The organism is Pontibacillus salipaludis, assembly GCF_014642405.1.
Taxonomy (GTDB): Bacteria; Bacillota; Bacilli; order Bacillales; family BH030062; genus Pontibacillus; species Pontibacillus salipaludis.
Window position 1 is genome coordinate 108809 of record NZ_BMIN01000008.1, and the last position, 17161, is coordinate 125969.

Here is a 17161-nt window from a genome sequence, read left to right on the forward strand (position 1 = left end):
CCTATAGTCATTAGTTATGAGGAGGCGACAATGGTATTTCTATGCCATTGTCGCCTCTTTTTGTTTGGAAAATGGGTTAGTATGGAGAGGTTTTGCTTGGCTTGAGCCGGTTTCCGCCCCTGGCCGGATCCGCTCACTCGTACTTGAGCCGATTTTCGAAAAACATGAGCCAGAACGAGCGGACTTGATCCACAATCGTTGAACTTGAGCCGATCACGGTCAAGTGGAGCCGCTTTTTTCACGTCTTGAGCCAGTTTCAAGAAAACATGAGCCGTTTCGAGGTAGACATGAGTCGCTTATGCCTAACTTGAGCCAGTTCCCGCCCTGGCCGGATCCGCTCACTCGTTCTTGAGCCAGTTTTCGGAAAACATGAGTCGTTTCGAGGTAGACATGAGTCGCTTATGCCTAACTTGAGCCGGTTTCCGCCCCTGGCCAGATCCGCTCACTCGTTCTTGAGCCAGTTTTCGGAAAACATGAGCCAGTACCAACGGACTTGAGCCGCAATCCTTCAACTTGAGCCGATCACGGTCAAGTGGAGCCGCTTTTTTCACGTCTTGAGCCAGTTTCAAGGAAACATGAGCCGTTTCGAGGTAGACATGAGTCGCTTATGGGTAACTTGAGCCAGTTCCCGCCCCTGGCCAGATCCGCTCACTCGTACTTGAGCCGTTTTTCGAAAAACATGAGCCAGAACGAGCGTACTTGAGCCGCAATCCTTCAACTTGAGCCGATCACGGTCAAGTAGAGCCGCTTTTTTCAAGTCTTGAGCCAGTTTCAAGAAAACATGAGCCGTTTCGAGGTAGACATGAGTCGCTTATGGGTAACTTGAGCCAGTTCCCGCCTTGGCCAGATCCGCTCGCTCGTACTTGAGCCGGTTTTCGGAAAACATGAGCCAGAACGAGCGTACTTGAGCCGCAATCCTTCAACTTGAGCCGATCACAGTCAAGTGGAGCCGCTTTTTTCACGTCTTGAGCCAGTCTCAAGAAAACATGAGCCGTTTCGAGGTAGACATGAGTCGCTTATGCCTAACTTGAGCCAGTTCCCGCCCTGGCCAGATCCGCTAACTCGTACTTGAGCCAGTTTTCGAAAAACATGAACCCACCCCACCTCGATTCAACAGGTTCAAATAGAAATTAGACAAAATCAATCAAAAGAAAGGAGTCGATCAGCATGATTGAATTAACAGGATCAACGTTAAACTTAAAAGATATGCGAGATATATGCTTCCACGGAGAGAAGATTCAAATTGCTCCTGAAAGCTTAAAGAACGTAAAAAAGAGTCGTGCGGTGGTGGAGAAGATTGTGGCGGATGGGAAGACGGTTTATGGGATTAATACGGGATTTGGGAAGTTTAGTGATGTGCGAATTCATGAGAAAGATGTGAATTCACTCCAACTTCATTTGATCCGATCGCATGCGTGCGGAGTGGGGGGGGCATTTCCGAAACTTGTTTGCAAAGCGATGGTGGTCTTGCGGTTAAATGCTTTGTTAAAAGGTGTGTCAGGGGTTCGTCCTTGTCTTGTTGAACGGTTGAGGGATCTGGTTAATGAAGACATGATTCCTGTTATTCCGTCCCAAGGTTCACTAGGTGCTTCTGGAGATCTTGCGCCTTTATCTCATCTTGCTCTTGTGCTCGTGGGAGAGGGGGAGGTCTATGATGGGGAACATATAAAACCGACGGCTGAAGTTTACGAAGAAAAAGGAATGGAGCCGCTTGAATTAAAGGCAAAAGAGGGCTTAGCGCTCATTAACGGAACCCAAGCCATGACGGCGATGGGGGTGCTGAATTATTTAAAGACAGAGCGACTTATTGAACAGTGTGATTGGATTGCGGCAATGACGTTAGAAGCACTTGAGGGGATTATCGACGCTTTTCATCCTGCTATTCACGAAGCCCGTGGGTATCCTGAACAAATAGAGGTTGCAGAGCGAATTCGTACCATTATAAACGGGAGTGAACTCATAACAAGGCAAGGGGAGAAGCGTGTTCAAGATGCTTACTCTCTCCGCTGCATCCCGCAAGTTCATGGAGCATCACGGCAGAGTTTGGCCTATGTAAAAGAAAAGCTCGAGATTGAAATGAATGCAGCCACCGATAACCCGCTTATACTAGACGGCGGAGCAACCGTTGTATCAGGTGGGAACTTTCACGGTCAGCCCATTGCGTTGGCGATGGACTTTATGAAGATTGCAGTAGCGGAACTTGCGAACATTTCAGAGCGCAGAATCGAGCGCCTCGTCAATCCGCAGCTTAATGATCTGCCTGGATTCTTAAGTCCTGACCCAGGTCTCCAGTCTGGGGCGATGATTTTGCAGTATACCGCGGCTTCTCTCGTATCAGAAAACAAAACACTCGCTCATCCGGCGAGTGTCGATTCGATCCCTTCATCTGCAAACCAAGAGGACCACGTCAGCATGGGCACAATTGGAGCGCGGCACGCTTATCAAATGATCCTTAATGCAGAAAAGGTGCTCGCAATCGAACTCATATGCGCTCTCCAGGCTTTGGAATACAGAGGGGTAAAAAAAGCATCTAAAGCGATACAAGAAGTATATCAAGAGGCAAGAAAAGTAGTTGCTTCCATTAAAGAAGATCGGGTGTTTGCCCGTGATATTGAAGCGTTAACTGGCTGGCTTGAGCGCACTCCTTTTGAGTGGGATATGGTAAAAGCGAACGATCTAACACATTATAAAGAATAATGAGAGACGGCGATTTAACTGTATGATTCTGGTTCGTGAATCTCATCCTAATGCTGTATAGTAGCATTGGATGGAGGGATTATGAATGAAGCATACAGATGAACAGTTTATGAAAAAGGCGATTGAGATGGCGAAACAGGCGCGTGAAGAGGGGAACGAACCATTCGGGGCGATTCTTGTGAAAGATGACGAGATTGCCATGATTGGAGAAAATCAGATCAATTCCCTTTGTGACCCAACTCACCACGCAGAAATCGGCCTGATCCGAAAATTTTGCTCAGAACAGAACCTATTCGACTTAAGCGAATACACGCTTTACACGAGCTGTGAACCTTGCGTGATGTGCTCAGGCGGAATGGTCTGGGCGAACCTCGGCAAAGTCGTCTATAGCGTAAGCCATGACCAATTAGCTGAGATTGCAGGAGATAATATTATGATTTCATGTGAAGAGGTCTTTGCCAAAAGTCCGAACAAACCTGATGTTGTTGGGGAAGTGTTAAATGAAGAAGGGCTAAAGGTATTTGAAGGATATTCTTTCTCATAACACACAACTTAAATAATGATTTGAGCAGTTCGATACTGAACTGCTCTTTTTTACTTGCTCTGTTCACGTTTAGAGTCGGTATTTACATAGGTGTTTTCAATAAATGGGGGTAGTAAAAATGACTTAAAGCGCATTTCTTAAGCCTTTCCTCCAATTTTTTCGCGTTTCCGTCTCTCTCAATTGGGCAAAGGTGGGCCTGGAAATTGCGAGACTCCTGCGGGAGAAAGAGGTAGACGAGACCCCGCAGGGTGGTTTTCCCGAGGAGGCTCGACAGCTCGCCCGCGGAAAGCGAGTGATTTCCAGGCCCACCTTCCGCTTCACCATAGATGACGGAACCTCTCTTTATAAAATCAATGATGCATGTGGGAACATAGTTAAAAATATAATAGAATATTCTGTCGAATGAGCCAAAAGTCTCTGTTTTTATAGTAAAATAAGAGGATATTCAAAAAGCTAGGGGTTATACGATGGAGGAATTATATTTTGTAGCAGGTCTCGCCGTCGGACTTTTCTTATTTAGTGTATATACCTCATATGTTAAACATCGTTGGAAAGAAAAGAATGAGAAGGAAAAGCAAATTTATCAGCTTGTTGAAAATTCAAGAGACATTATTTATATTGTTCAACTTCAACCGGAACAGAAGCACATATACATCAGTCCAGCGCTTGATTCTTATTTAGGCAAGGGTATCGTAGAAGCCTCATTAGAAGACCCGTATTTTCCATTACAACTCATTCACCCTGATGATCTAGACACGTTAGAAAAGAAGATAACAGATCAGCTTGATTATTCAAAGCCGTTTGTTCAACGCTGGCGCAATCGGTTAGGGGAATACCGGTGGTTTGAGGAGTATGCTTCGCCTATCTATAATGATGATGGAGATTTGGTGGAGCTGCATGGCATCTTGCGAAATATTGATGAAAAAGTTCAACTACAGCAAAACTTAGAGTATCGAAGTACACATGATGCTTTGACAGGCCTCTATAATCGCGATTATTTTGACGGATTGATGGAGAAATATGATCAAGAGATCAATTGTGCAGTTGGGATGATTTTATGTGACCTGGATAAATTGAAGGATATGAATGACCAGTATGGCCATAAGCATGGGGATTCCTACATTCAGAAAGCTTCTGAAGTATTCCTTGAATCTACCCCTCTTAATGCGGCTGTATCAAGGGTTGGTGGAGATGAATTTACCATTTTGCTGAATGACACCACACCAGAAGAGGTTGAGTCCGTTTTTGATCGGATACAAAAGCACGTTCATGATCACAATGAGTGTCATCCAAATTCTCGCTTGTCCTTATCTATGGGGTATGCGTTCACAACCCATTCAACAGGAAAAATGGAGAGTCTATTTATCGAAGCGGATCAAAGAATGTATCAGCATAAGCGTTCAAAAAAAGATGTTTATACGTATTCATAACGGAAGGAGGATTATTTTTGGTAAAAAACGTTCCTTTACTCATATCGATGCTTTTGATTGGTCTTGGGTCATTACTGGTTAGTCAAAATACACCTTTGCCAGAAGCGCTGGATTGGGTATTAATCATTATTGCTCTGATACTCAATCTGACAAGTGCAATAGGTTTGATTCTTCATCTTGGAACTCAAAAACCTAATAATTGAAGGTACATACTGTCTGAATAACTTTTTTTGTTTCCTGGATCGTTCCTCCGCTCAGTTCAGTCTATACGTTGCTAAACGAGCTCTTACGGTTTTATAATTAAACATGATAAGATAAGTGTGGAAGTAAGCTGTAGGAGGAGTAGAGCTTTGAAGAAATATATAACGATTCTTGTACTAATCCCTTTACTACTACTTGGACTCTATACATTTGCTGTCATGTTCCGTGGGCCGTTCGGATTTGATGATATGCCGATTGATCGCATGGAGAAAGTGGCTGAGTACCAATCAGATAAGGGTAACTTAACCATAAGAATTTTAGAAAAGAATGGAGCGCCAGTGAACGAAAAGCTGACGTACATTGGAGCCTTGTATGAAGAGGACACGTTCGTTCGGAATGTGATTTGGATGAAAGAAGATCATCCTATCAAGTGGACAGGTGAAGAAACGATCACCTTTACTAATGCTGACGAGGAAGAAGTCGATATGAATGTATTCGAGGACACCTATGACTTCAGAGGATTTCCATTATAATAGAACACTATGAATCTAATAAGTAGTTCAACTGTTGAGGTACAAAGCACCACCTGTATCCAATGGATTGAGCTACTTTTTTATATGTTAGGCGCTGTTAATGTTTAGTGTTTATTTTGTTCCATATAAGCCCACCTTATATGGAACACTTGGATCCGAGATGGTTCGCATTGCGATAGATAGAGACATTTCCGTCAGCTTGAATAGAGTGTAAGGTGGGCCTGGAAATCACTCGCTTTCCGCGGCCCCACACGACGTGGGGTCGTTCGACGTTGTCACACGACGTGACGATCTTAGTCGAACTTCCTCTATCTTTAAAAGCCTCCTCGGGAAAACCACCCTGCGGGGTCTCGTCTACCTCTTTCTCCCGCAGGAGTCTCGCAATTTCCAGGCCCACCTCTGCCATATGAGGAGAGACGGAAACGCGCCATATTTGTGAGGTGGGGGGCTTAAGAGCAACTTAAATTAACGGATCCGTTCACCTCATTAGCGTCAGGGCAGGCTTGGGGACTGCGAGACTCCCGCGGGAAAAGGAGCCTAGGGGAGACCCCGGAAAGCGCGTAGCGATTGAGGAGGCTCCCCAGCTCCCCGCAGGAAAGCGAGTTGTCCCCATGCCTGCCCAACTTCTCTTCTGGAAACGGATCTCCTCTGATCAAGTACCTCAGTTTCGATCCTTCACATCACATATACAAAAATAAACCATCATATATATAACCTAAAAGCGGTGGGGAGGTTTTGTTATGTGGGATAGCCATTATGTAATGAACGTAATCTTACCATTTTTGCCCCCTTACTCTGAAATAGTCGAATTAGAAACAACCCCAAAACAACCTGCAGTAGGAGCGGTGGATCTAGACGGGGATGGGGTGCTTGAGATGGTAGGGGCTTTTTATTGGCGCGGGGAGAATTATATCATTGTATTGAAATGTTTTTATGGAACATGGCAAGTTGTGAACGTGATGAAGGGAAAAGGATATGGAATAACCTATTTTGGAGCGGCCCCTTTCACGAGTCCCTCTAAAAACAACCTTATTGTAGGCTGGCAAGTTGCCTCTCACTGGTCAGATCTTAGCGTGTATGAGTGGGCTGATAGTGGCCTTCAGGATGTAATTGTAGGGAATCGATATTATAGCATGATCGATGTAGAAGATATGGGAGAGAAGGACGGGATTTCTGAAGTAGCTTTATGGAAACATGATACGGGTGTGGCTTATCGAGTCGAAGTTTTTAGATGGTCAGGAACAGAGTTTGAATTGGCTGTGGACGTCTATCCTGATTACTTTAAAAAAGTAGAACGATATTATAAGAATGTTTTAAAAGAACAAGACTCTACTACCTATTGGTACTATTTAGCCGATGCTCAAATAAAAAGGGGGAAGTACGAAGAGGCGCTTACGTCAATTGAAAAGGCTTTATCGTTTGACTATCCCTATCCGGGTGAAGAGGAACTTTTGACATTAAAAAAAGAGCTTAAGAAGTTACGAAATCAATCTGATAGCTATGAACCTTTCGTAAATAAAGGTGATATTGACTTATCCTCTATCCAATACATAACTTCTGAAAAGGAAAGAGACCCTCAACTCGAAAAAGCTTTGATTAAAGAGTTTGAATACACAGATGAAGGTAAAGCGAGGTACTATTACAATAAAGTGGATCTTGATGGAGATGGAAATCCGGAAACGTTTGTTTACTTAGTAGGCCCCTATTTTTGTGGAACGGGTGGGTGTAGCGCAGCGATCTTTAAAGAACAAGACGGAGACTATTCTCTGCTCACCAGATTCAGCGTGGTCAATAATCCTGTCATTATAAGCGATGCGAAGACAAATGGGTATAAGGATATCATTATGAATGTGTATGGTGGCGGCATTGAACCCTTCTTTGCCCGGCTAACCTATAATGGTATAACCTATCCGGGTAACCCCTCCGTCCAACCAAAAGTAGAGCCTGGAACGAAACTTGAGGGCGTTGCCATTGTTGCAGATGACCTTGGAGAAAGTTCTGGTATAGAACTAAAACAACATAATGGATCGTAATTTCGTGTCTCCTTGCTAGGGAGAAAAGTTTCAGAGCCATTAAGGGAGAACATTCCTTATGGCTTTTTTTATAGTAATAGACCTTGAGTGAAACAGTTTATTTCACCACGATGAGAATATGTGGAAAAATGGGGTAAGAGTCATTCGATTATCGGCGTAGGGTTCGTTGCTTCTAGTAGACAGAAACAGAGGAGGAGTGGCAGTGGATGAAAATGATAATTCTAGCAGGGAAAATCCCTTTGCTTCTTGTTTAACATGGTTTGCTGATGGCTGTACTGTCGTTGGATGTTTGAGTGGGTTTATTTTCTTCGTAGGCATTCCAGCAGCAGTTCTTCTTGTGAGGACGTTCATATAAAAAAGGTAGTCTCGCTTCTTTTTATTTATAGACTATACCACATTTCGTCCATCATGATAGACTAATAGAAAGACATGAAATCGTTATCATATCGTGGTGACAAGGAGTGGGGTCTAGTGGAATCGATTAGAGATAGTCACAAGCAGGATGTGTTCGACACGTTCTTTGAGAATGGGAACTTCTGCATCGTTGTTGTCGATCATGAAGGGATCGTATCTTATATAAATGAAAGCTATTGCCAATTTCTGAATGTTGATAAGAGGCAAGCGATCGGGAAGCATGTAACGGAGGTCATTGAGAACACGCGTATGCACCTCGTCGTGGAGACAGGTAAGGAAGAGATGGCCGATCTTCAATACATAAGAGGAAATTATATGATTGCCAATCGCATTCCTTTGCGCTCAGACGGAAAAGTTGTTGGGGCCTTCGGGATGGTGCTGTTCCGTGATACGGAAGAGTGGCTGAAGATGAATAGTCACATACGTGATTTGCTTCTTGAGTTGAAAGCGTATCGCTCGCAGCGCAGGGAACAAACAGGAGCGACTTACGCTCTGCATCACATCATTAGCCAATCGCAGGAAGTTGAACGGTTAAAAGATAAGATCAAACAAGTAGCTCCAAGTGATGTATCTGTATTACTCAGGGGTGAAAGTGGAACCGGGAAAGAGCTGTTTGCTCATAGCATTCATCATCTAAGCGAACGTAGCAACAAACCTTTTGTCAAAGTAAACTGTGCCGCGATTCCTGAAGACCTTCTCGAGTCAGAGTTATTTGGCTATCAGGAAGGAGCCTTTACCGGAGCGAAGAAAGGGGGCAAACCTGGCAAGTTTCAGCTTGCGGATGGGGGCACACTTTTCTTAGATGAAATTGGTGACATGCCACTCCATGCTCAGGTGAAAATACTAAGGGTGTTGCAGGAAGGAGAGGTGGAAGCAATTGGAGCAACGCATCCTCAGAAAGTCAATGTACGCATCATTGCATCCACTCATCAGCCATTAGAACAATTGATTCAGGACCAGCGCTTTCGTGAAGATTTATTTTACCGCATTAATGTCGTCCAGTTTCATGTGCCAGCGCTTAGAGAGCGGAAAGAGGATATTGAAGTACTAGCAAGATCTCTCCTTCATAAAGTGACGAATAAGATCGGGAAACGGGTGGAGGATTTTGACCCGGCTGTGCAAGAAGCCTTCAAGCGTTATTCCTGGCCAGGAAACGTGCGAGAATTAGAGAATGCCATTGAATCCGCAGTGCATTTAACTCGTTCCGAATCGATTGGTCTAGACGACCTCCCATCTTCCATTCGTGCGACATCTAGTGGTTATACGGCTGGGCGTACGTTAAAGGAAAGTCTTGAAGAAGCAGAGAAGCAGGCGATACAAGAAGCGATGGTTCATGCGGAGGGAGATAAAGTGAAGGCTGCCGGGACGCTTGGAATCGGAAAATCCTCTCTCTATGAAAAAGTGAAGAAATACGGCCTTTGAGTCATTCCGTAATTGTGGAAAGTCATTCCGATAATATGGAATGGCTTTTTTAGTTGTCTAATGTAAGGGCTTACAAAATATTTTTGTATAGTTTGTCGAAGTTTTCTGAAATTCTGGAATCGCTTAAACAGGAAGTGCGCTTTAACTAGCGTTGTAGCAGGATTTAGAAAGTTGGCATGTTTTTTGCATATAAATAGGGTGAAGGGAGTGGGAAATGATGAAAGAAATGTATACATCGTTCCAAGAAGCAGTGAAAGACATTAAGGATCATGACACGATTATGGTAGGTGGCTTTGGTCTTGTTGGAATTCCGGAGAATTTAATATTGGCATTAGTCGAGTCGAATGTAAAACACTTAACGGTTATCTCAAATAACTGTGGTGTTGACGATTGGGGACTAGGCTTGTTGCTTCAGAATAAGCAGATTGATAAAATGATCGGCTCTTATGTCGGTGAGAACAAAGAATTTGAGCGTCAGGTGATTGAAGGCGAATTAGAAGTGGAGCTTGTGCCTCAGGGGACACTTGCTGAACGAATTCGTGCAGGAGGCGCTGGAATCCCTGCGTTCTATACACCAGCAGGAGTGGGTACACCGATTGCAGAGGGGCAAGAAGTGCGTACATTTGATGGAAAGGAATACTTACTTCAGCATGCACTGAAAGCAGATTTCAGTTTAGTTCGTGCGGCAAAAGGTGACCGACTTGGCAACCTTGTGTATAACAAAACAGCGCGTAACTTTAACCCAATGATGGCAGCAGCGGGGAAAGTGACAATTGCAGAAGTGGAGAAGCTTGTTGAACCAGGTGCCATCGATCCAGATCACGTACATACGGCAGGCGTGTATGTTCAGGGGCTGATTGAAGGGCAGCAAGAGAAGCGCATTGAACGATTAACGACAAACGCAAATGCATAAAAAGGAGGAATTATCGTGGCTAAACAATTAGATAAAGCAGCGCAGCGTGAGAAAATCGCGAGAAGAGCTGAGAAGGAAATTGAAAGCGGTTTCTATGTCAATTTGGGGATTGGCATGCCAACAATGGTAGCCAATTATATTTCAGAGAATAAAGAGATGGTGCTTCAATCGGAGAATGGTCTCCTTGGAATTGGGCGTTATCCGTATGAAGATGAAGTAGACCCAGATCTAATTAATGCTGGAAAAGAAACTGTTACAGCAGCGGTTGGTAGCGCGTATTGCGATAGTGCAGAATCGTTTGGCATGATCCGCGGAGAGCATCTGGATCTTGCTATTCTAGGCGGAATGGAAGTCTCTGAAACGGGAGATCTCGCAAACTGGATGATTCCAGGCAAGATGATTAAAGGCATGGGTGGTGCGATGGATATCGTCCACGGTGCGAAGAAAATTGTCATCATTATGGACCATGTGAACAAACACGGAGAACCGAAAATTTTAAAACAGTGCAGCCTTCCTTTAACAGGTAAAGGCGTGGTCGACCGTATTATTACAGAGCGCGCGGTCATTGATGTAACGGATAAAGGGTTAGAGCTTGTGGAGCTTGCTGATGGTTGGACGGTTGAAGAGATTAAAGAATCCACAGAAGCAGAACTAAGTGTAAGCCCGAATCTACTAGAAACAGCGTACTAGGCTAGGAGGAACACAAGAATGGTAGAAACTAAAGTCGTACTCATCACAGGTTCAGCAAGTGGCATTGGATATGAAATCGGTGTTGATTTTGCTGAAAAAGGAGCAAAGGTCGTATTCAGCGATATTAATGAAGAGAAAGTTCAGGACGTTACGCGTGATCTAACTTCTAAAGGTTATGAATGCATGGGCGTAAAATGTGACGTTACGAATGAAGATGAGTTAAAAGGGGCAATCGATCAGGCCGTAGAGCATTACGGCCGACTCGATGTTTTAATTAACAACGCTGGTCTTCAACACGTGTCACCGATTGAAGAGTTCCCGACAGAGAAATTTGAATTCATGGTCAAAGTCATGCTCACAGCGCCATTCATGGCAACGAAGCATGCGTTCCCGATTATGAAAGAGCAAGGATTCGGTCGCATTATTAATATGGCGTCTATTAATGGTCTTATTGGATTTGCAGGAAAAGCAGCTTATAACAGCTCGAAACACGGTGTGGTTGGGCTGACGAAAGTGTCTGCTCTTGAAGGGGCGGAACACGGCGTTACGGTCAACGCGATTTGTCCTGGATATGTGGACACGCCGCTTGTTCGCGGACAGTTAGAAGACTTAGCGAAAACCAGGGACGTTTCTCTTGAGAAGGTATTAGAAGAAGTCATTTATCCGCTTGTGCCACAGAAGCGTCTGCTTTCTGTAAAAGAAATTGCTGATTATACAGCATTTCTGGCTAGTGATGCGGCAAAAGGGGTAACCGGCCAGGCTGTGGTAATGGATGGCGGGTATACAGCACAATAATCGATGGGAGTGGAAAGAATGGAGAATGTATATATTTTAGAAGGAGCTCGTACGCCTTTTGGTAGTTTTGGCGGGATATTGAAAGATGTAGACCCAACCCAGCTCGGTGTTACAGCGAGTAAGGGTGCGATTGAGCGAAGTGGGATTCGAGCAGAAGATCTTGATTTTTCCGTTATGGGGAATGTTATCCATTCAGCGAAAAATGCTCCTTACTTAGCGCGCCACATCGCTCTCCAAGCAGGGCTTCCGTATGAGAGTCCAGCCCTTGCGGTGAACCGTTTATGCGGTTCTGGTTTGCAGTCTGTCGTTTCAGCTGCTCAGTCGATCCAGCTAGGAGAAGGGCAAGCGGCATTAGCAGGTGGGGTAGACAGTATGAGTCTTGCACCTTATGCTTTACATGGGAGTCGGTTCGGAACGAAGTTAGGCGCACCGAAGCTAGATGACATGCTTTGGGCTGCTCTGACTGACGAATATATTGGTGCAGGCATGGGTATGACTGGTGAGAACCTCGCCGATCAATATGAGGTGTCTCGTGAGGAGCAAGACGCGTATGCTGCTCGTAGTCACCAAAGTGCTGCGGCAGCACGAGAGTCAGGGAAATTTGCAGAAGAGATTGTTCCGGTTGAGTTGAAGACTAAAAAAGGAACTCAAGTCGTTGATACGGATGAGCATATTCGTGAAGATACAACGGCTGAGAAGCTATCTGGTCTGAAGCCTGCTTTTAAGAAAGATGGTTCCGTAACAGGAGGAAATGCGAGCGGCATTAACGACGGAGCAGGTGCGGTTGTCCTTGCGGGTGAATCGTTTGTTGAGTCAAGGGGTCTGAAGCCACTTGGTCGCATCGTGTCCTGGGCCGTAGCTGGCGTTGATCCTTCCATTATGGGTATTGGTCCTGCACCAGCCATTCGCAAAGCGCTTGAGAAAGCATCATTAAGCTTAGATGACATGAGTCTAATTGAAGTAAATGAGGCGTTTGCTTCTCAGTATATTGCGGTAGAAAAAGAACTAGGGCTAAATCGGGACAAGGTAAACGTAAATGGTGGAGCCATTGCACTTGGTCACCCGGTTGGCGCAAGTGGGACGCGTGTTTTATATACATTAATGAAAGAACTGAAACGACGAAATGAGCGGTACGGAGTCGCATCACTATGCATTGGTGGGGGCCAGGGCATTGCGATGGTCGTGGAAGTCTAACTAGCACGAGAACGATCTTAGATTGATATTGGAGGATGTAGTATGCTTGGGATTTTCTTAGGACTTGTCGTCTTAATGGTGCTTGCCTACATAGGGTGGTCCATCCTATGGGTAGCACCTATTGCGGCAGGTGTTGTTGCTATAACAGGAGGCCTTGATGTATTAGAAGCCTACAAAGATACATATATGGGAGGGTTCGTTAACTTCGCGAAGAGCTGGTTCCCAGTCTTTATGTTGGGTGCGATTTTCGGGAAGTTGATGGAAGAGACAGGAATGGCACGGTCTGTAGCCGTTGCCATGACGAAAGTAATCGGATCACAGCGCGCGATCCTTGGTGTGTTAGCATCTGCGGCTGTTTTAACCTACGGCGGTGTGAGTTTGTTCGTTGTGGTGTTTGCGGTATATCCGTTGGCTTTATCTTTATTCCGCGAAGCGAATATTAGTCGGAAGTTAATTCCTGCGACTGTAGCCTTAGGGGCGTTCACGTTTACGATGACGGCGTTACCGGGTTCCCCTCAGATTCAAAACCTGATTCCGATGGAGTATTATAAGACAGATGCCATGGCTGCGCCCGTGATGGGAATCATTGCAGCGATCATTATGGCAGGCGGAGGGTACTTCTACCTGCGCAGACAAGAGAAGAAGCTGACAGAAAAAGGAGAAACCTTTACAGAACCGAAAGAACAAAAGGAAGAGGAAGACGTTGTGATTCCTCACTGGACGCTATCATTTCTTCCTTTATTAACCGTATTGATTACACTGAATCTATTTGAGTTAGATGTTATTGTGGCATTAATTATTGGTATTTTACTTATTATGATTTTAAATGTATCGAAAGTTAAACGATTCGTTGGTGCGATTAACGCAGGAGCGAGCGGATCGGTCCTTGCGATCATTAACACAAGTGCGGCTGTAGGTTTCGGTACGGTGGTAAAAGCTGTGCCAGGATTTGACCGTTTAACAGAACTGTTAATGGGTGTAAAAGGACACCCGCTTATCTCTGAAGCAATTTCAGTTAACATCCTAGCCGGTGCAACCGGTTCCGCCTCAGGTGGTATGGGAATCGCCTTAGAAGCTCTCGGTGATAAGTATTACGAGATTGCAATGAACACAGGCGTAAGTCCAGAAGCCTTCCACCGGATTGCCTCGCTCTCATCCGGAGGGTTAGATGCACTTCCGCATAACGGAGCGGTACTGACATTGTTCGCGATTACAGGCATGACGCACAAAGATAGCTATAAAGATATTTTCGTAGTTGCGATTGTCATTCCGATTCTATCTGTCGTAGCCGTTATCGCTCTTGCAGCAATGGGGATTTTATAAAGAATAAACAAAGACAGGCCACCACTTTGACGAGTGGACCTGTCTTTTTTTGTGTTTTGCGTGTTTTGTGCTGTAAAGGGCTAAAGGGTGCCTGGCACCCTTTAGTGCTGTGCTGTGTGAGAGTGGGGGTGATGTGGGGCGGGTAGTGGCTCAAGTTGGGTGGGAACGGCTTAAGTTCAGGTGGCGGCGGCTCAAGTTAGGTGTAGAATGGCTTAAGTTTGAAAGATAATGGCTCAAGAGCTCAAAATAACAGCTCAAGTCATGCGCGGGACGGCTCAAGTTGGACAGAACCGGCTCGAAAAGAAGGAGAACTGGCTCAAGTTGAAGAGTAAGCGGCTCAAGCCCTCGCTGCTTATCTGGCTGGGCTTTGGGGTGTGGCTCAAATGGGGACGTAGCGGCTCAAGTACGCGCGGGGCGGCTCAAGTTTGGTGGCGACGGCTCAAGTTCGTAGCAAACCGGCTTAAGTTTGAAAAATAATGGCTCAAGAGCTCAAAATAACAGCTCAAGTCGGCACGGGAAGGCTCAAGTTGGCCAGATACGGCTCGAAAAGAAGGAGAACTGGCTCAAGTTGAAGGAGGAACGGCTCAAGCCAGCGCACAACGGTTCAAGTCTTGAGTTCGAAAAAGCTTTATGGTTTTAGCGAAGTAAAGGGTGCCAGGCACCCTTTACTGTGTGAAAGTGTATTTTCTGGATTGATGGATGTTTGTCCGAGGAGTTTGTCCTGCTGGTACATACTATGTAGAGTAAGTTAAATGTGAATGGGGCAAACTCGTTGAAAGGCGGGGCTGGAGATAGGGGCGAAAAGGTAAGTAAGGTAATGATCACTTTTCTTCGCTATAGCCCCATTCATAGTTGGAGGGTAAACATGGTAAGGAAGATGATGCTGTCCTTAATGGTTTTGGTTGGTATGTTGTTTGTTCCAAGTTCTGTACGTGCGTCTTCACCTATTTTTGAAGACGTAACATCCTATCAAATCTATTATGATCCGGTCACAACTAAGATTGAAAAGGATATGAGAAGGTATGATCTCGTGATCCTAGAACCACGGGAAGTGACAAAGGAGCAAGTTTCCCGCATTCAAAATAGCGGGACGATGGTGTTAGGGTACGTCAATGTGATGGAAGCTGATGAATGGAATGTTGAGGTAATGAAGCAACTACAAGAGGAGGATTTCTTTTATCGGAACGGGGAAAAGGTTTTCTTCCCGGAATGGAATTCGTATCTGATGGATCTTACATCCTCTCATTATCAATCTGTGTTAAGAACAGATTTGAAAGCTCAGGTAATCGACAAAGGATTCGATGGGATCTTTTTTGATACGGTTGGTGATATTGACGACCAGCATAGTCAGAATAGCTCCGTTTTAACAGCACAACGAAATGCCTATGCTGAACTCTTGAAGTTTGTTCGGCATGAATATGGTCAAATCCCGATTATTCAGAACTGGGGGTTTGATACGTTGAAGACTACTTCCGCTCCTTATGTAGATGGGGTAATGTGGGAAGGGTTTCAATACAGTGCAGTTGCCCGCGATGAATGGAGTCAAAATCGCATAGCTGATTTGAACACGCTTCGTGCTAAGTATGACATCGATGTTTTTACAGTTTCCTATAAAGGTAAGAGGAAAAGCATGACCTATGCAAGGGAGAGAGGATTTATTCACACTCACGAACCCGATCATTATAATCGATGGACGTATGTAAAATAGCTTTTCTGCTTCCTAACGCTCGGACTTAATCTGGGCGTTTATTTTTTTTGTTTGAAATGACTTTTATTTACATAATAAAAGTTAGGAAGAACCGAGCAAAACTACCTATTTATTGAATTATATAATACAATGATCTTATATGAATCTTTTTAAGCATTTTGGCCTATATGAGTCTATGAAAACATATAATTTTATAAAGACAAAAAAGAAAAAGAAAGTGTGAGACGGTATGGAGACGATACTGGTAACAGGTGGAGCAGGTTTCATTGGATCACACGTATGCGTAGAGTTAGTGGAAGCTGGATTTAGGGTGGTAGCGATTGATAATTTCGTCAACAGTACACCCCAAGCACTAAAGAGGGTCGAGACAATTACAGGTGAACGGATCCATTGGATGGAAGTGGATATGATGGATGAGACCGCTCTTGATCAAGTCTTTCATAACCATTCCATTGATGCTGTCATTCATCTGGCTGGCTTAAAAGCAGTAGGTGAGTCGGTGGTCGATCCTCTCCGATATTACCTCCATAACCTGACCCCTTTACTTCATTTATGTGAATGTATGCAAAAACATCACGTTCATCGACTTGTTTTTAGTTCCTCAGCGACGGTATATGGACCTCCTCAACAAGTTCCTATACCAGAAACCCATCCTATTCATACAGCAAATCCTTACGGCCGTACGAAGCACATGGCTGAACAAATGTTAGAAGATTTTCAACGAGCCTATTTCCCTATGAAAATTATTATACTCCGCTATTTTAATCCAATTGGGGCCCATCCAAGCGGGTTGATTGGAGAAAATCCGGCTGACGTGCCAATGAACATCATGCCATACATGACAGAAGTGGCCATCGGGAAGCGACCGGTCCTTCACATCTTTGGAGATGATTATCCGACAAGGGATGGCACATGTATACGGGATTTCGTTCACATCACTGATCTGGCAAAAGGTCATGTGAAAGGGATTGAAGCGACAAATCAGATCAAATCTAGTGCGAGAATCTACAACCTAGGAACAGGCAAAGGGACGACAGTAAAAGAGCTTCTCCGCACATTTGAGCAAGTCAATGAAACCAAAATCCCTACCTGGACGACTGTCAGACGCCCAGGCGATGTAGCGGTTTCTTACGCTGATATCTCAAAAGCAATAGAGGAGCTTGATTGGAACCCTACTAAAGAAATAGAGGATATGTGCAGGGACGCATGGAAGTGGCAGCGGCTTAATCCGGCAGGCTACGTGAAGAAATGATCACTTAAATGG

Annotated in this window: 15 protein-coding genes; all 15 read left to right on the top strand. The window is 44.7% G+C overall.

The annotated features are described in order from the left end of the window. The first annotated feature begins 1167 nt into the window (after positions 1–1167). Positions 1168–2697 (top strand): histidine ammonia-lyase, encoded by a 1530-nt coding sequence (hutH, locus tag IEW76_RS10590; RefSeq protein ID WP_188653608.1) that lies wholly within the window; start codon positions 1168–1170, stop codon positions 2695–2697. A gap of 85 nt (positions 2698–2782) precedes the next feature. Next, positions 2783–3241: a nucleoside deaminase gene (locus IEW76_RS10595; protein WP_188653610.1), complete on the top strand. Its 459-nt coding sequence runs from the start codon at positions 2783–2785 to the stop codon at positions 3239–3241. 467 nt (positions 3242–3708) lie between these two features. Then, the gene (locus tag IEW76_RS10600; protein ID WP_188653612.1) at positions 3709–4671 is read left to right on the top strand and encodes a sensor domain-containing diguanylate cyclase; all 963 of its coding nucleotides are present in this window, start codon (positions 3709–3711) and stop codon (positions 4669–4671) included. Positions 4672–4688: 17 nt separating this feature from the next. Further along, on the top strand, positions 4689–4874 hold the full coding sequence (locus tag IEW76_RS10605; RefSeq protein ID WP_188653614.1) for a hypothetical protein: 186 nt from the start codon (positions 4689–4691) through the stop codon (positions 4872–4874). 147 nt (positions 4875–5021) lie between these two features. After that, positions 5022–5405, top strand: coding sequence for a hypothetical protein (locus IEW76_RS10610; RefSeq protein ID WP_188653616.1), 384 nt, complete (start codon positions 5022–5024; stop codon positions 5403–5405). Positions 5406–6145: 740 nt separating this feature from the next. Further along, positions 6146–7438, top strand: a complete 1293-nt coding sequence (locus tag IEW76_RS10615) for a tetratricopeptide repeat protein (RefSeq protein WP_188653618.1) — start codon at positions 6146–6148, stop codon at positions 7436–7438. A 202-nt stretch (positions 7439–7640) separates the two neighbouring features. Beyond that, a complete protein-coding gene (locus tag IEW76_RS10620) occupies positions 7641–7793 on the top strand; it encodes a hypothetical protein (RefSeq protein ID WP_188653620.1) in 153 nt (50 codons plus the stop codon). Positions 7794–7909: 116 nt separating this feature from the next. Continuing rightward, positions 7910–9274 carry a sigma-54 interaction domain-containing protein gene (locus tag IEW76_RS10625; RefSeq protein WP_229721204.1) on the top strand — a complete coding sequence of 455 codons (1365 nt, stop codon included), beginning with the start codon at positions 7910–7912 and terminating at the stop codon, positions 9272–9274. Between the two features lie 217 nt (positions 9275–9491). After that, positions 9492–10187, top strand: coding sequence for a CoA transferase subunit A (locus IEW76_RS10630; protein WP_036786398.1), 696 nt, complete (start codon positions 9492–9494; stop codon positions 10185–10187). Positions 10188–10202: 15 nt separating this feature from the next. After that, positions 10203–10877: a 3-oxoacid CoA-transferase subunit B gene (locus tag IEW76_RS10635; RefSeq protein WP_188653625.1), complete on the top strand. Its 675-nt coding sequence runs from the start codon at positions 10203–10205 to the stop codon at positions 10875–10877. An 18-nt stretch (positions 10878–10895) separates the two neighbouring features. Next, the gene (locus tag IEW76_RS10640; protein ID WP_188653627.1) at positions 10896–11672 is read left to right on the top strand and encodes a 3-hydroxybutyrate dehydrogenase; all 777 of its coding nucleotides are present in this window, start codon (positions 10896–10898) and stop codon (positions 11670–11672) included. A gap of 18 nt (positions 11673–11690) precedes the next feature. Continuing rightward, positions 11691–12866 carry a thiolase family protein gene (locus IEW76_RS10645; RefSeq protein ID WP_188653629.1) on the top strand — a complete coding sequence of 392 codons (1176 nt, stop codon included), beginning with the start codon at positions 11691–11693 and terminating at the stop codon, positions 12864–12866. 42 nt (positions 12867–12908) lie between these two features. Further along, the gene (locus tag IEW76_RS10650) at positions 12909–14189 is read left to right on the top strand and encodes a GntP family permease (RefSeq protein ID WP_036786407.1); all 1281 of its coding nucleotides are present in this window, start codon (positions 12909–12911) and stop codon (positions 14187–14189) included. Positions 14190–15054: 865 nt separating this feature from the next. Beyond that, positions 15055–15897 carry a glycoside hydrolase family 191 protein gene (locus tag IEW76_RS10655; protein ID WP_188653631.1) on the top strand — a complete coding sequence of 281 codons (843 nt, stop codon included), beginning with the start codon at positions 15055–15057 and terminating at the stop codon, positions 15895–15897. 229 nt (positions 15898–16126) lie between these two features. Then, complete coding sequence (gene galE, locus IEW76_RS10660; RefSeq protein ID WP_188653633.1) at positions 16127–17149, top strand: UDP-glucose 4-epimerase GalE; 1023 nt, start codon at positions 16127–16129, stop codon at positions 17147–17149. Positions 17150–17161: the final 12 nt, after the last annotated feature.

What these genes read in the sequence shown, in the direction of transcription:
- IEW76_RS10595 (WP_188653610.1), top strand. Translation starts at nt 2,783, where the DNA reads ATGAAGCATACAGATGAACAGTTTATGAAAAAGGCGATTGAGATGGCG.
- IEW76_RS10645 (WP_188653629.1), top strand. Translation starts at nt 11,691, where the DNA reads ATGGAGAATGTATATATTTTAGAAGGAGCTCGTACGCCTTTTGGTAGT.
- IEW76_RS10600 (WP_188653612.1), top strand. Translation starts at nt 3,709, where the DNA reads ATGGAGGAATTATATTTTGTAGCAGGTCTCGCCGTCGGACTTTTCTTA.
- galE (WP_188653633.1), top strand. Translation starts at nt 16,127, where the DNA reads ATGGAGACGATACTGGTAACAGGTGGAGCAGGTTTCATTGGATCACAC.
- hutH (WP_188653608.1), top strand. Translation starts at nt 1,168, where the DNA reads ATGATTGAATTAACAGGATCAACGTTAAACTTAAAAGATATGCGAGAT.
- IEW76_RS10640 (WP_188653627.1), top strand. Translation starts at nt 10,896, where the DNA reads ATGGTAGAAACTAAAGTCGTACTCATCACAGGTTCAGCAAGTGGCATT.
- IEW76_RS10655 (WP_188653631.1), top strand. Translation starts at nt 15,055, where the DNA reads ATGGTAAGGAAGATGATGCTGTCCTTAATGGTTTTGGTTGGTATGTTG.
- IEW76_RS10630 (WP_036786398.1), top strand. Translation starts at nt 9,492, where the DNA reads ATGAAAGAAATGTATACATCGTTCCAAGAAGCAGTGAAAGACATTAAG.
- IEW76_RS10650 (WP_036786407.1), top strand. Translation starts at nt 12,909, where the DNA reads ATGCTTGGGATTTTCTTAGGACTTGTCGTCTTAATGGTGCTTGCCTAC.
- IEW76_RS10615 (WP_188653618.1), top strand. Translation starts at nt 6,146, where the DNA reads ATGTGGGATAGCCATTATGTAATGAACGTAATCTTACCATTTTTGCCC.